Origin of the sequence: Clostridioides sp. ZZV14-6345 (assembly GCF_020657775.1) — a bacterium.
GTDB lineage: Bacteria > Bacillota > Clostridia > Peptostreptococcales > Peptostreptococcaceae > Clostridioides > Clostridioides difficile_D.
Genome location: NZ_JAGWCX010000058.1, coordinates 1 through 13,389, shown reverse-complemented (window position 1 = coordinate 13,389; position 13,389 = coordinate 1). Strand labels below are relative to the sequence as shown.

At 27.1% G+C, this 13,389-nt stretch carries 14 protein-coding genes and 1 other RNA gene; 8 read left to right on the top strand and 7 right to left on the bottom strand.

Going from position 1 to position 13,389, the window contains the following annotated elements; all coding sequences use genetic code 11:
* Nucleotides 1-129: 129 nt before the first annotated feature.
* The 3 genes from KGF39_RS14555 to KGF39_RS14545 all read left to right on the top strand — a co-directional run bounded on the left by KGF39_RS14555 (nt 130) and on the right by KGF39_RS14545 (nt 2,621).
* Nucleotides 130-621 carry a helix-turn-helix domain-containing protein gene (locus tag KGF39_RS14555; protein WP_227822851.1) on the top strand — a complete coding sequence of 164 codons (492 nt, stop codon included), beginning with the start codon at nt 130-132 and terminating at the stop codon, nt 619-621.
* Nucleotides 622-712: 91 nt separating this feature from the next.
* Nucleotides 713-1,465, top strand: coding sequence for a Fic family protein (locus KGF39_RS14550; RefSeq protein WP_107595780.1), 753 nt, complete (start codon nt 713-715; stop codon nt 1,463-1,465).
* Nucleotides 1,455-2,621 carry a tyrosine-type recombinase/integrase gene (locus KGF39_RS14545; RefSeq protein ID WP_021362990.1) on the top strand — a complete coding sequence of 389 codons (1,167 nt, stop codon included), beginning with the start codon at nt 1,455-1,457 and terminating at the stop codon, nt 2,619-2,621. The genes KGF39_RS14550 and KGF39_RS14545 overlap by 11 nt, the downstream gene beginning before the upstream one ends.
* Before the next feature lie 115 nt (nt 2,622-2,736).
* On the opposite strand, the gene KGF39_RS14540 is transcribed toward KGF39_RS14545, so the two are convergent.
* From KGF39_RS14540 to smpB, 5 genes are all read right to left on the bottom strand, one after another.
* The gene (locus tag KGF39_RS14540; RefSeq protein ID WP_003433747.1) at nt 2,737-2,967 is read right to left on the bottom strand and encodes a hypothetical protein; all 231 of its coding nucleotides are present in this window, start codon (nt 2,965-2,967) and stop codon (nt 2,737-2,739) included.
* A gap of 5 nt (nt 2,968-2,972) precedes the next feature.
* Nucleotides 2,973-3,452, bottom strand: a complete 480-nt coding sequence (locus tag KGF39_RS14535) for a DUF3990 domain-containing protein (RefSeq protein ID WP_077704544.1) — start codon at nt 3,450-3,452, stop codon at nt 2,973-2,975.
* Nucleotides 3,452-3,667: a DUF3791 domain-containing protein gene (locus KGF39_RS14530; RefSeq protein WP_003433743.1), complete on the bottom strand. Its 216-nt coding sequence runs from the start codon at nt 3,665-3,667 to the stop codon at nt 3,452-3,454. Before KGF39_RS14530 ends, KGF39_RS14535 begins: the two co-directional genes overlap by 1 nt.
* Before the next feature lie 299 nt (nt 3,668-3,966).
* Nucleotides 3,967-4,316: a transfer-messenger RNA gene (gene ssrA / locus KGF39_RS14525) on the bottom strand.
* Nucleotides 4,317-4,472: 156 nt separating this feature from the next.
* Nucleotides 4,473-4,928 (bottom strand): SsrA-binding protein SmpB, encoded by a 456-nt coding sequence (smpB, locus tag KGF39_RS14520; protein WP_227822850.1) that lies wholly within the window; start codon nt 4,926-4,928, stop codon nt 4,473-4,475.
* A gap of 395 nt (nt 4,929-5,323) precedes the next feature.
* Between smpB and KGF39_RS14515 the strand changes: the two genes are divergently transcribed.
* A complete protein-coding gene (locus KGF39_RS14515) occupies nt 5,324-6,151 on the top strand; it encodes an AIM24 family protein (RefSeq protein ID WP_227822849.1) in 828 nt (275 codons plus the stop codon).
* A 799-nt stretch (nt 6,152-6,950) separates the two neighbouring features.
* Here KGF39_RS14515 and KGF39_RS14510 read toward each other — a convergent pair.
* Nucleotides 6,951-7,442: a YfbM family protein gene (locus KGF39_RS14510; RefSeq protein WP_227822848.1), complete on the bottom strand. Its 492-nt coding sequence runs from the start codon at nt 7,440-7,442 to the stop codon at nt 6,951-6,953.
* 279 nt (nt 7,443-7,721) lie between these two features.
* Nucleotides 7,722-9,857 (bottom strand): ribonuclease R, encoded by a 2,136-nt coding sequence (gene rnr / locus KGF39_RS14505; RefSeq protein ID WP_227822847.1) that lies wholly within the window; start codon nt 9,855-9,857, stop codon nt 7,722-7,724.
* 582 nt (nt 9,858-10,439) lie between these two features.
* Here rnr and KGF39_RS14500 point away from each other — a divergent pair.
* From KGF39_RS14500 to KGF39_RS14485, 4 genes are all read left to right on the top strand, one after another.
* Nucleotides 10,440-11,054: a HEAT repeat domain-containing protein gene (locus tag KGF39_RS14500; RefSeq protein WP_227822846.1), complete on the top strand. Its 615-nt coding sequence runs from the start codon at nt 10,440-10,442 to the stop codon at nt 11,052-11,054.
* Between the two features lie 261 nt (nt 11,055-11,315).
* Nucleotides 11,316-11,813, top strand: coding sequence for a YbhB/YbcL family Raf kinase inhibitor-like protein (locus KGF39_RS14495; RefSeq protein WP_227822845.1), 498 nt, complete (start codon nt 11,316-11,318; stop codon nt 11,811-11,813).
* A gap of 102 nt (nt 11,814-11,915) precedes the next feature.
* Nucleotides 11,916-12,221, top strand: a complete 306-nt coding sequence (locus tag KGF39_RS14490) for a VOC family protein (RefSeq protein ID WP_227822844.1) — start codon at nt 11,916-11,918, stop codon at nt 12,219-12,221.
* A gap of 75 nt (nt 12,222-12,296) precedes the next feature.
* Nucleotides 12,297-13,184: an AEC family transporter gene (locus KGF39_RS14485; protein ID WP_413927091.1), complete on the top strand. Its 888-nt coding sequence runs from the start codon at nt 12,297-12,299 to the stop codon at nt 13,182-13,184.
* Nucleotides 13,185-13,389: the final 205 nt, after the last annotated feature.

Sequence of the window (13,389 nt, the reverse complement as noted above, 5' to 3'; positions counted from 1 at the left end):
AAAATATACTCTAATATACATTAAAAGAATTATGAGTAAGTTAGTATATAACATAGATAATCTAGAAAATAACTCCTTTATATGTGTAAAAATATAATCATTGTTTGATGATATATTTAAGGTGGAATTATGATAAATAATACAATTGGAGAAAAGATTAAACAATATAGAAAATCGATAAATATGTCAAGGGATGAGCTAGCCAACAAGATTGGTTGTTCAGTTCATGCTATAGCTAAATATGAGCAAAATCAAAGAATACCTAGTCTAGATATGATAAGAAAAATAGCTACTGCTTTATCAATTGCTATAAATAAACTCATTGTTGAAAAAAATGATTTAGATACTTTAACAAATAATAATATTAATTTAAAAGTATTTGATAAAGAGTTGGATTTAGTAATTCACATATTAGAAAATTATGGTTATGATATAAAAACAGACTATAAAAAAAAGTTTGAAATTACAGATAATGCAGATACAATAAAACCAATTAACCTAAACTTCTCTGACTTCAAAGACTTCTCCAAAAATCTAAATTGGGTGATAAATGGTCTTGTTGAAAATTTTATACAAGAAAACTCTAATGGTCTTATTGAAGATGAGGATGAAGAATATTAGTATTGCATATTTTCAAAATATAGGTTTACCTATTAACTTTTATACATTCATAGTTAATAAATAAAAATTAGATATGAAAGGAGCTAAAATCATGAATAAATCATATATACCAAAATACACACATAAATTCCCTACTAATCTACCTCATGGAGATAAAAAATATACTTTAACATACATTAGAAGAATGATAAGTGAATTTGTATATGATATGGGTAACCTAGAAAATAACCCCTTCACATTCCCAGAAGTACAAACATTACTTGATGGTATAACAGTAGGTGGACATAAATTAAGTGACCAAAATCAAATACTAAATATAAAATCATCATGGGATTATGTAATAAAATTAAGTAACAAAGAAAAATTATCTTTAAATAAAGATACAATTTGCTCTATACATAAAATAGTTGCAAAAGATGAAGCTCTAATCGTTGGAGATTTCAGAAATGGTAATATAGGTATAGCTGGTACTACCCAATATGAGTGCATAGAAGCCACTCTATTAAATGATTTATTTGTAAATGACATAAATATCATAAATAAAATAACTAACCCCTTAGAAAAGGCTATAATAATAAATTTATGGTTGTCCTATTGTCAATTCTTCTATGATGGCAACAAAAGAACTGCTAGACTTACCTCAAACCTAATACTTATAAGTAATGATATAGGAGTTCTATCAATACCAGCTAAACATAAACAAGAATACAACACATTAATGCTAAACTTCTATGAAACACTAGAAGGTGATGAAGTTATAAAATTCTTATTAGAGAAATGTATTACATTCTTTGATGAATATAACTATAAATCATATAAGGAGCTGTTTAAAAATGGCAACTAAAAGAGCTAATGGAGAAGGCTCTATCGGAAAATATAAAGATGGTTGGCGTTCCCGTATAATGATTGGCTATAATGAAGATGGTAAACCAATAAGAAAAGAATTTTATGGTAAGACTCAAAAGGAAGTTAAAGATAAACTAGATGCTTATAAAAAACAATATTATTTAAGCTCTGATATTTCAGATGATAAAATAACTTTAGAGCATTGGTTTTACAATTGGTTGTTTGAATATAGAATAAAAGATTTAAAACCTAAGTCATTTGAAAGATATGAAAGCATCTATCGTAATTATATTAAAGATACTGATTTAGGCAATGTTAAATTAAAGGACTTAAGAGTATCTCACATACAAAAATATTACAATAGATTGCTTGATTCCAATAAAAGTATACCTACTATAAGGCAAATAAACACTAAACTAAAAACCTGCTTATCAGAAGCTGAAAAACAAGGTCTTATACAACGTAACTATTGTACTATGGTAAATATACCAGTTGAGAAAAAGGAAAATAAGCTTGAAATATTGACTCTTGAACAACAAAAGAGTTTTATAAAAGCTATAGAGGGACATAAATTAGAGGTATTATTTTTACTTGCTCTTGGTACTGGACTTAGATTAGGAGAATTATTAGGACTTAAATGGTTTGATATTGATTTTAAAAAGTCTAATTTAACAGTTAAAAGAACTCTTCAAAGAACATATTTTATAGATAGAAATGGAAATAGAGAGCTTAAAGTATTAGAGCAAGAGCCAAAGACATCAAATTCTTACAGAACTGTACCTATTCCAAAAGATGTTTTAAATAAATTGAAAGAACATAAAGTAAATCAAAATACAGATATATTAAAGGCTGGAGAATTATATAGAAATGATAATTATGTATTTTGCAATGAATTAGGTATCCCTATAGATGATAAAAGACCTTTAAGGAATTTAAAGTCCATATTAAATAGCTTAAATATAGAGCCTATAAAGTTTCATGGTCTTAGAAAAACTTATGCAACTAGACTTTTTGAGAATGATGTCCCTCCTAAAACTGTACAAGTTTTAATGGGTCATTATGATATATCAATAACTTTAAACATATATACTCAAGTTATGGAAGATAAGAAGGTTGAAGCTGTAGAAAAGTTGGATAAAATATTTTCATTGTAAAAATCAAATACATATAAATATTATAATTTCATATAGTTAATTACAAAATCAAAATAAGGATACAAATTAATTTTATATTATCTTGTATCCTTATTTCGTATCTAGTTTTAATTATTTATCTTGGGTAGCCTTTATGGTACATTAATCCATTTTCTAACATTAATTCTTGAGCCAAGTATATATGACCCTTACAGTGCATATCTGCCACACCTTCACTTATAAGTTTATATGTTTCAGAAGTATATAAATAATCCATACTTTCTTCCAAGCTCTTACCTGTTTGCTTAGAAAATTCTAATATGATTTTTTTATATAGTATTTGTAATAATGTTTTATTTGCTTCCATAATCACTATACCTCCTCTTCATACCTAAACTTTAAATATTTATCTATTACATTTTGATTGGTTATACATATTTGTTCATTTGGTTTATAGTATTTTAATCTTTTTAAAGCTTCATCTTTTTCAATAAGATTATCTTGATACAGTTCTATTGTATTGTAAATCTTATCATCAGCAATACCACCTATTATAATGTCATATTTCATATATATATCACTCATATTTCTACATTCTATTATAAAATCAAGCCATTCTAAATTATAACTATTGAAGATTTTTACCTTGCAGTTTTCTTTTAATTTATCAATATCTAAAGAATAACTATTTAAATATGCTTTTTTACCTCTTTTTTTAAAACGCTCTGTCCAGTTAATTGCTTGTGTCTTTATACTGGTTACATAGAATCCTTTTCCAAAATCTAAAGAATCTCTTGAAAAGGTAATATTAGGCATTTTTACCACACAATATGAACCATGATATACAATCATTATATCACACCCTTTTCTTTAAGTACTTGCATTAAATCTTCCACTATGTAACCTTTACTTTGAGAATGTAGTGCTTCATAGCAAGGTATTATATAGTTATCTAAAATATCAGTATCATGTTTAAGAAGCTTATAAACTCCTTCTGAATCTATATTCAATTTTTCTGCTAAAGCTTCAATGCAAAAAATAGAAAATTCTAGTTTTCTTTCATCCATTACAAACCTCAACTCCTATCAAGCTTATATAATATATATTTTTACTAATTAACAACTTAAACTGTCTTACATTTATAAAAATATTATATCATAAAGTAGATATTAAAATTCTATGTTACCTATTATCATAATAAACAAATAAAAACTTTTTATACAGCCTAAATGCACCCCCATATACCCTCAAAAATACCTCATTTTCTGTGGTTGGGGTACGGTTGGTGGATTTTATCTCCAAAATAAAAAATACTAGTCAATAAAGACTAGTATTTCCAAGTATTTCATCATTCTTTTTTCAAAATTGGTGGAGACGAGGGGAGTCGAACCCCTGTCCGCAAATCTTTTCCTTGCTGCATCTACATGCTTAGCCAACTTCACTAATATCTCGCCTCACATAACGCCAAGTGGCAGGCTCTATGCTTAGCCAGTCCCAATTAATCTACTTCAAGTCGAGACACCCATAAAGTAGTTCCCTGCATAATGACGTCCAGTCTTAGTCGGCAGGAGGACTAAGAGGGACGAGCAGCAACTAGGCTGCTATCGCGAAATTATCGTCTGCGTTTATTTTAAAGTTCCCCAGTTTTTACGTGACCCAGAGTAACACGACATGCAGCCTCAAGTTCCAAACCCACGTCGAAACCTTTACGCCCCCTTGATTAGTTATAGTCCAGTAGACTCTTCGCAAACTTTATCACCATTTTTATTAAATTTTTAATGTATATATAATATAATACTTTTAAGAATAAAAATCAATGTTATGTTCTAGATAATAAAGAATTTTATTCTAAAAAATACAGTTTTATCTAGTTTAATACTTCCCTGTCATTTCTCTTTCTATACGTCTTTGTGCGTCTTTCTTAGCCATATCTTGACGTTTATCATATAGTTTTTTACCTTTTGCTAAGGCAATCTCTACTTTAACTTTACCGTTTTTTAGATACAAACTAAGTGGTATAAGTGAATACCCCTTTATAGTAGTTGCTCCAATAAGTTTTCTTATTTCATGTTTATGAAGCAATAGTTTTCTAACTCTTAAAGGATCAACATTAAATATATTTCCTTGCTCATATGGACTTATATGAACTTGTTTTAAAAATACTTCACTATTATCTACAGATGCAAATCCATCACTTAGATTAACTTTACCTTGTCTTATTGATTTTACTTCTGTTCCTTTTAATTCAATTCCACATTCATAAGTTTCTTCTATAAAATATTCATGTTTTGCTCTTTTGTTTGTTGCTAATATTTTTTTACCAGCCATATAAATCTCACCTTCTTTGCTAGAAATTTCTTCAATAAATATTAGGAATTTGCTAAATATTTAATGTTGCCAAATTATTTGACTAACTTGTATGATAACATATTTAGGTCTTTTAGTCAATATTTCACTGATATATTAAGTTAGTTAGGCAATGTAGAATAAATAATATACCCATAAAATATAATACCCACAAATAATAAATAATACTCAAAATACCTATCGAAATAACTATACATCCTTAAACAATCTAACTCAAATCTAAACATTTCAAAAACTTCTTAAAAATAGGTAAAAATTTGATGATAAAGTAGCCATTTTTTTAAAAAAAATGTAATATATCGTTATATCTTATAATATTTTAGAGATAAATTTTAACATAGTAGGGAGAAATTTGTATGGATTTAAGCAAAAAAGTAAAAATTTTAGAAAATGCATCAGATGGTAAGAGTGAATTTGAAGTATTAGAATTTGAAAAACTTGAGGGAGCTTCTAGCCCATTAATGGCAATGGGATTATATTTTGCTAGAGAGGCTGGCTTGAAAGCTAGACAAATTAAGATAAAGTTAAATAATTCATCAATAAAGACAGAGGCTGGTGCATTGTACTATTATAAAGGAAATATATCTTCTGAAACTAAGATTGGTGGTGTTGGAGGTCTTTTCAAAAAAGGAATATCAGGAGCACTTACTAATGAATCAATGATGAAACCTGTATACAAAGGTATTGGTGAAGTTTACTTAGAACCTTCTTTTAAACATTATTTATTTATGAATCTTGATAATGATTCTATAATTGTTGATAAAGGATTATTCTATTGTTGCTCTGATACAATAGAAGTAAAAGCATTTACACAAAAGAACTTCTCATCTGCTTTACTTGGTGGTGAAGGCTTCTTCCAAATAGAATTAAGTGGTACTGGTGTAATCGTTCTAGAATGTGTTGTACCTCAAAGTGAAATCGTAGAATATGAATTGAAAAATGGCGAAGAATTAAAGGTAGATGGTAACTTTGCAATAGCAAGAACATCTGGAGTTAATTTTTCTGTTACAAAATCAGATAAATCTTTAATTGGTTCTGCTTTAAATGGTGAAGGTTTCTTAAATACATTTACTGGTAACGGTACAGTTTGGCTAGCTCCAACTCAAGTAATGTACGAAAAATTAAGCTTTGGAACAATGCCTACTAATGATAATATGAATAATAAAGTTTCTAAGCAAAAATAGTGGTTTTATAAATATTTATTAAATCATTATTGAGTTTATAAAGTCACTATAAGTTTTATTAGATTATTATTATAAAGTCAGAGTGTGGAAATATTTATGTGTATTTTTTAAATAAAAATTTCCACACTGTTTCAAATTATTATACTTGATATATATACAATTCAATTTAGGAACATAGTCTAATATTCATAAACATATTCAAGTAATGATTTCTCTTGGTAATTATTCTCATCCCTTATTCTTTGATTATATTTATCTTATTCCTAGCTTTTATGTCCTATTATATTTCTCATCTTATTATTTAAATTAGGCATTAGCTTATCTAAAATCTCGTATTTTCTTAATAATAAAGTTTACATCTATACTAAGTTCACAAAATAATCAAGGTAGTCAAGAGATTTAACTTTATTTGATTTTAAAAATTTAAGTGAACTTGCTCTCATACATAGCTTTTTGAAATTATATCTGTAAAAGATATTATTTAGAGCTATAATTAAATCAACTGATTAAACTTTAGAAAATTTATTAAAATTATATTAATTAAATTGGAATCTAAAAGATTATTAAATGCCTATTGTAGGCTCACATATTTTAGAGTCATATTATATAGTTTGCTCTAAGAGATATTTATTACATACTTATATTCTGATGACACTAATTTAGGATAAAGCATTTAGCCTTTTAAGATAAATTTTAACATATGTAGCTATACACCACAAGAACTCAGAAATAATTGATGTGTTTTAAAAGCATACTTATCCATGGGCTAAGATATGTAAGTACATTAATATTCTAATCATCACATTATACAAAATATTACTGCTTGTCCTTCATTAGTCGCTTCTTCTATAAACTTTTTAAGTTCAATTAAATTTGCCCATACATAATCAAAAAACTCTTCTTCATTCTCATCATCCATAACAGGATAAATATTATTTTCTAACATCTCACTAATATTAAATTTTTTTCTAAACGTTTGTTCTTCCAAATTGTTCATTGCTTCTGATAGTTTTTTTACATCATCATCAGTAATCAGCATTGCAGGTGGCTCTCCATCAATTTCCATAAATATATTTCCACTTAACACCAATTTGCTAAATATATTATCATCATCTCCTCCAAATGAACAGCCTGTTAAAGTAAAGTGAATAGCATGCCATGCTTTATCGATATTAATAGTACTATTTTCATGTACATCTTCAAAAACAAAATCTTGTAAATTGCCTTCTGCTTGTTGTAATTTCAAAACATCTTCTTCACTTATTCTAGTATAACATCCTATCATACCCATAATTCCATTCCTCCTAAGTAGCGTTTTTTATAATTTTAACACTAAATTTATACAAAGCAACACGTTATTATAAATTAGATAAAACAAAACTTTATATAAAATAAAAAAATAAGTGTATCTTAAATTTTAAATGATACACTTATTTTGTATTAAAAATCTATATTTTAGATATCTGTTTTTCATTAAATATTTTTTAATTATCTATTTTCATTGAGTATTATATATTTAACCACACCATAAATACTATAACTTTTCATATCTAATTTTAGATGATTTTACTTATTCCTCTATCTTTTCAACTATTTCAAAATCTATTTCTTTAAAATCTACATTCACACTCTCAACCTTTATCTTAACAAGGTCACCTATCTTGTACGACTTCTTAGTTCTTTCTCCTAAAACACTATAAGAACTCTCATCATAAATATAGTAATCATCATTCATATTTGCAAGCCTTATCAATCCTTCTATAGTATTATCTAACTCAACAAATATTCCAAATGAAGTTACACTAGATACAACACCTTCAAATTCTTGACCGACTTTATCCTTCATATAAAGAGCCTTATAGAAATCATGTACATCCCTTTCAGCTAACTCTGCTTTTCTTTCTTTCTCAGATGATTGAACAGATGCATAATCCACTATAGTAGTAAGCTGTTCTTGTCTTTTTCCACTTATCTTATTGTTTAAGGATTCTTTTATTATTCTATGAATTTGAAGGTCAGGATATCTTCTTATTGGTGAAGTAAAGTGACAGTAGAATTTAGCTGCTAACCCAAAGTGTCCACTACATTCTGGTGAATACTTAGCTTGTTTTAAAGAACGAAGCATTATAGTACTGATAGCTCCCTCTTCTTTTTTGCCCTTTATCTTCTCTATTATACCTTGTAATGCTTTTGGGTGTACTTCCTCTTTATCACCTTTTATTGTATATCCAAATGTAGATATAAACTTACTTAATTCTTCCATTTTTTCCAAAGATGGTGTCTCATGTATTCTATACACAAATGGTATCCCCATCCAATAAAAATGTTCAGCAATTGTCTCATTACTTATAAGCATAAATTCTTCTATTATTTTATTAGATATTCTTCTTTCATATGGCTTTATATCTACAACTTCACCTTTTCCATTTAGAATTATCTTTGCTTCTGGGAAATTGAAATCTATAGCACCTCTTTTTCCTCTTCTTGACATAAGAATTTTAGCCAAAATTTCAGCATTTTTAAAATCTTCAGCAACATGTTCAAAAGTCTTTTTAAGTTTTTCGTCATCCTTCTCCAATATATCAGATACTTCTGTATAGGTCATTCTAGCTTTTGAATTTATTACAGATTCACATATTTCATGCTTAACTACATTTCCTTTATGGTCTATCTCCATAAATATAGAAAGAGTTAACTTGTCTTCAAGTGGATTTAAACTACATACTCCATTTGAAAGAGTCTTTGGCAACATTGGAATTACTTTATCTACTAAATAAACTGATGTAGCTCTTTTTAAAGCTTCTTTATCAAGTTTATTTTTTTCTCTTACATAATGAGTAACATCAGCTATGTGAACTCCTAATTTGAAGTTTCCATTAGATAATACTTCTATTGATATAGCATCATCTAAGTCTTTTGCGTCATCTCCATCTATAGTAAATATGTTTAAATCTCTTAAATCTCTTCTCCTTTTTATCTCTTCTTGAGGAATCTCAACAGCTACAGCTTCTGCTTCTTGCAATACTTTCTTTGGAAATTCTTCTGGGAGACCATGTTCTCTTATTATAGAGTCTATTTCTACGCCTCTTTCACCTTTTTGACCTAGTATCTCTATAATTTTACCTTCTGGTTTTCTATCCTCTTGTGGCCATACTGTAATTTCACATACTACCTTATCATTATCGACTGCTCCACTAAAATGTTTTTTAGGTATATATATATCTTTAGTAAATTTCTTATTATCTGGTGTTACAAATCCAAAAGTTTTACTTGATTGGAAAGTTCCTACTATTCTAGTTATTTCTCTTTTTATAACTTTTACTATTCTTCCTTCAGCTCTCTTTTCTTCAGTTGCAGGTACTACTATTTCTGCCATAACTCTATCATTATGCATAGCACCATTTATATTGTCACTTGAGATAAATAAATCCTGTGTATATTCAACATCAGATTCCACAAATCCAAATCCCTTTTTATGTGATACAAATTTTCCAACAAAATATCCCATTTGATTTGGAGATATTATTTTTCCTTTCTTAGTAAAACATATATATCCATCTTCCTCTAATTCATTTAAAAAATTATAAAACATTGGCATTTCTGATGAATGTATATCAAATATTTCTGCTAATTCTTCTTTTTTTAGAGGATTATATGCGCTTTCATTTATTAATCCCAACAAACTTTCTTTAAATCCTGGTATCATTTTTCCCTCCTATTTTACTTTTCATTATAGTATCATTTATATTTCTTAAAACACAGCATTTTTTCTTACTTGTCACATGGCTTTCTATATTTTTTATTATTCTTACAAGCTAAAATTACTTATTTATATTTTTGATTTAATGTAAACTTTATTACACTAGTTTCAAACAAATTATGATAACTTTTTTATCACAAATTGTCTGTATAAATGTTATTATGATTGTTTAAATTAATATTTATCATCTGCTTTATCACCTAATTATACACTATCAGATGGGATTGGTAAAATATTCATCTCATATAAGTATAACTATATAATAATTTATTCTATTAGTATACTCAAATCATGTAAAATTTATATAACTCAATTAATTTTTTAAACACAATTTTATAATATAAAACTCATAATAAAAGTAAATTTATATGTTAAATGATGTTGATTTTTTATTATTTTTTATTTATGCTAGTACTAAAGACTTGCAAACGCTTTTTGACAAGTCTTTATTTTATCTAAATTAAACAAATTTTTTTTACAAATAACCACACGAAATTTAAACTAATCTACTTATTGGAGGAGATAAAATTGGAAGAAGTAATAGCAAAAATTATTACTATAGAAAATGGCTTTAAAGAAATTGAAAATATTGCTAAAAAGATTGTAAAAAATAATGACTCAAAAAAATGTTATTATCTATCAATCTATTTATATAGATCAGAGTATTATCAAGTAAGAGAATTAGCAGTATTTATACTTGGTTTTATATCAGTAACTATTTCTGAAGCTTTGTTATTTTTAAAAGACAATGTGAGTAAAGATGAAAACTGGAGAGTACAAGAAATATTAGCTAAATCATTTGATTATTATTGCAATGAAATAGGATATGAAAAGGCACTTCCTGTAATAAAAGAATGGCTTAATTCTGATAGTCCAAACATAAAAAGAGCTGTGACAGAAGGTCTTAGAATTTGGACTAGTAGAGACTATTTTAAATCTAATCCTGATGTTGCTATATCACTACTTTCTAGTTTAAAAGAAGATGATAGCGAATATTTGAGAAAATCTATAGGCAATGCTCTTAGAGATATAAGTAAAAAATATCCAAATTTAATAAAAAAAGAATTAGATTCATGGGATATATCAAATAAAAAAGTTGAGTTTGTATATAAGCTTGCTTCAAAACGTATCTTGGCAAAGTAAACTGGAGGTGAACTTACTTGAAATTTCGTGGTGAGTATACTTACCCATTAGAACTAACACATGATATGATAAAAGGTAAAAAGGAAGCAAATGCTGGATACTTTGGCTATAATGCAAGCTATAGGAATTAATTTTATGTTGGATAATGGTATAAAAGACATTCTTAAGAAAAAAAGTAAGTAATTTACCATTATTTCCAACTAGTATATAATTAAATTACAGATATATTCTATTAATTTATTATATAGCAGGTAAATTATTATGAAAGTAACTAGTACAGGTATAGTAAATGGTGTTATAGAAGATAAATATGTAAAAAGAGGAAACCAGTTCAATGAAGATGGTATGCCTACATATTCTCTACCTCTAAAATTTGAAGATGCTCCAAAGAATACAGCATCCTTTGCTGTATTTTTAGAAGACAAAGATTCTGTTCCTGTATGTGGATTTGCATGGATACATTGGCTAGCTGCAAATATAACAAGAAACGAGTTAAACGAAAATGAAAGTATAACAGCTACTGATTTTATTCAGGGAACTACTAGCTGGCATGGTAAGTTAGGAGGTCTTGGTAGATTAGAGGCCAGTGTATATGGTGGTATGGCTCCTCCAGACAGACCCCATGTCTATGAAATACATGTATTTGCACTTGATACCATCCTTGACCTTGAAAAAGGATTCTATATGAATGAATTTTTCAAAGCTATGGACGGACATGTTTTAGATACATTTACATTAAAAGGAAGTTATTCTAACTAATTGGATTTGACTATAGCTAATCATTAATTAAATGCCTACATTTGATTAATGATTAACTTAATTGTCATTATATCAATCTATATGAAATCTTAAGGAGTTGTTATGATAAAAAAAATACACCATGTAGTCATTACTACTAATAATATAGAAAATTGTATCAGTTTTTATAAAAAACTTGGTTTTAACTTTAAGGAAATAAATAAAAAATATGAGCTTCTACCACATAGGAAAAACGTACAGACAGGTAGTACTGATTTTTATTTTAGAATAAACAAGAATATTGATGAGACAAAAAAATACTTAGAACAAAATGAGATTCAAACTGATCAAGGAATTTTAGAATGTATAGAAGTCTTTGGCAAAATTAAATCTATTTATTTAAGATGCCCTGATGGAAATTTAATTTAATTATTGAGTTACGGAAAATAAAATTTGGAAAATTTAATTCTATCAGTAAATGTTGTTCTTCCTTTGTTTCTCACAATGTCACTTGGATATATTCTAAAAAAATTAGGTCTATTTGATGTCCATACTTTAAATAAAATGAATAATGTCTGTTTCAAATCTTTCTTGCCACTATTATTATTTTTTAACATATACAATACAGATTTAGATGGCTCTCTTAATTTTAAACTTATATCTGTAGCTATTATAATCATTTTTTCAATCTTCTTAATCTTAGTTTTTATTATCCCTAAGATTGAAAAAGATAATAAAACAAGAGGTGCTTTAATACAAGGCATATTTCGTAGTAATTTCGTTATATTTGGTATTCCTGTGACAATTTCACTATTTGGTGATAATAGTATTGGAGTCACATCTTTATTAATAGCCGTTATTGTACCTATGTTTAATGTTTTATCTGTTGTAATACTTGAAACTTTTAAGGGTGGTAAAGTAAACATAAAACATATGGTTAAGGGCATTATAGCAAATCCACTTATAATAGCTTCTGTAATTGGTCTTATTATGTTAATTTTAGATATTAATATTCCTACATTTTTACATAAGACAATTGGTGATATATCTAAAATAGCAACGCCTTTATCTCTTATAATTCTAGGTGGCTCTTTTAGTTTTTCTTCTATAAAGGGACATGTAAGACCCATTATATTGGGAGTATGTGGAAAACTCATACTTATACCATCTATATTTTTACCAATTAGCATTTTTCTTGGATTTAGAAATGTAGAATTAGCATCACTTATGATAATGTTATCTGCCCCAACTGCAGTTTCTTCATTTACAATGGCACAACAGATGGATTCTGATAGTGAGCTAGCTGGGCAAATTGTAGTATTTACTTCTGCATTTTCTATAATTACAGTATTTTTAATAATATTTATTTTAAAACAGAATAATCTTATTTAGATATTCATATTTACTTATATGATATTTTATAACTGTACGCTTTTACTTATACATTCTATTTAGAATACTTGTCCAAATTATAATAAGCTAATTGTTTGTTTTAAAAAATATACACATGATTGTAAATAGACAAAATATATCCATAAATAAACTTCCTTTTTATATAATCAAGTAGTACACTAAAAAGCATTAAATATATTAAAAG

Excerpts from the sequence above, each read along its gene's own strand:
- KGF39_RS14555 (WP_227822851.1), top strand. The coding sequence starts at position 130 with ATGATAAATAATACAATTGGAGAAAAGATTAAACAATATAGAAAATCG.
- KGF39_RS14550 (WP_107595780.1), top strand. The coding sequence starts at position 713 with ATGAATAAATCATATATACCAAAATACACACATAAATTCCCTACTAAT.
- KGF39_RS14545 (WP_021362990.1), top strand. The coding sequence starts at position 1,455 with ATGGCAACTAAAAGAGCTAATGGAGAAGGCTCTATCGGAAAATATAAA.
- KGF39_RS14540 (WP_003433747.1), bottom strand. The coding sequence starts at position 2,967 with ATGGAAGCAAATAAAACATTATTACAAATACTATATAAAAAAATCATA.
- KGF39_RS14535 (WP_077704544.1), bottom strand. The coding sequence starts at position 3,452 with ATGATTGTATATCATGGTTCATATTGTGTGGTAAAAATGCCTAATATT.
- KGF39_RS14530 (WP_003433743.1), bottom strand. The coding sequence starts at position 3,667 with ATGGATGAAAGAAAACTAGAATTTTCTATTTTTTGCATTGAAGCTTTA.
- smpB (WP_227822850.1), bottom strand. The coding sequence starts at position 4,928 with ATGGCTGGTAAAAAAATATTAGCAACAAACAAAAGAGCAAAACATGAA.
- KGF39_RS14515 (WP_227822849.1), top strand. The coding sequence starts at position 5,324 with ATGGATTTAAGCAAAAAAGTAAAAATTTTAGAAAATGCATCAGATGGT.
- KGF39_RS14510 (WP_227822848.1), bottom strand. The coding sequence starts at position 7,442 with ATGGGTATGATAGGATGTTATACTAGAATAAGTGAAGAAGATGTTTTG.
- rnr (WP_227822847.1), bottom strand. The coding sequence starts at position 9,857 with ATGATACCAGGATTTAAAGAAAGTTTGTTGGGATTAATAAATGAAAGC.
- KGF39_RS14495 (WP_227822845.1), top strand. The coding sequence starts at position 11,316 with ATGAAAGTAACTAGTACAGGTATAGTAAATGGTGTTATAGAAGATAAA.
- KGF39_RS14490 (WP_227822844.1), top strand. The coding sequence starts at position 11,916 with ATGATAAAAAAAATACACCATGTAGTCATTACTACTAATAATATAGAA.
- KGF39_RS14485 (WP_413927091.1), top strand. The coding sequence starts at position 12,297 with ATGTCACTTGGATATATTCTAAAAAAATTAGGTCTATTTGATGTCCAT.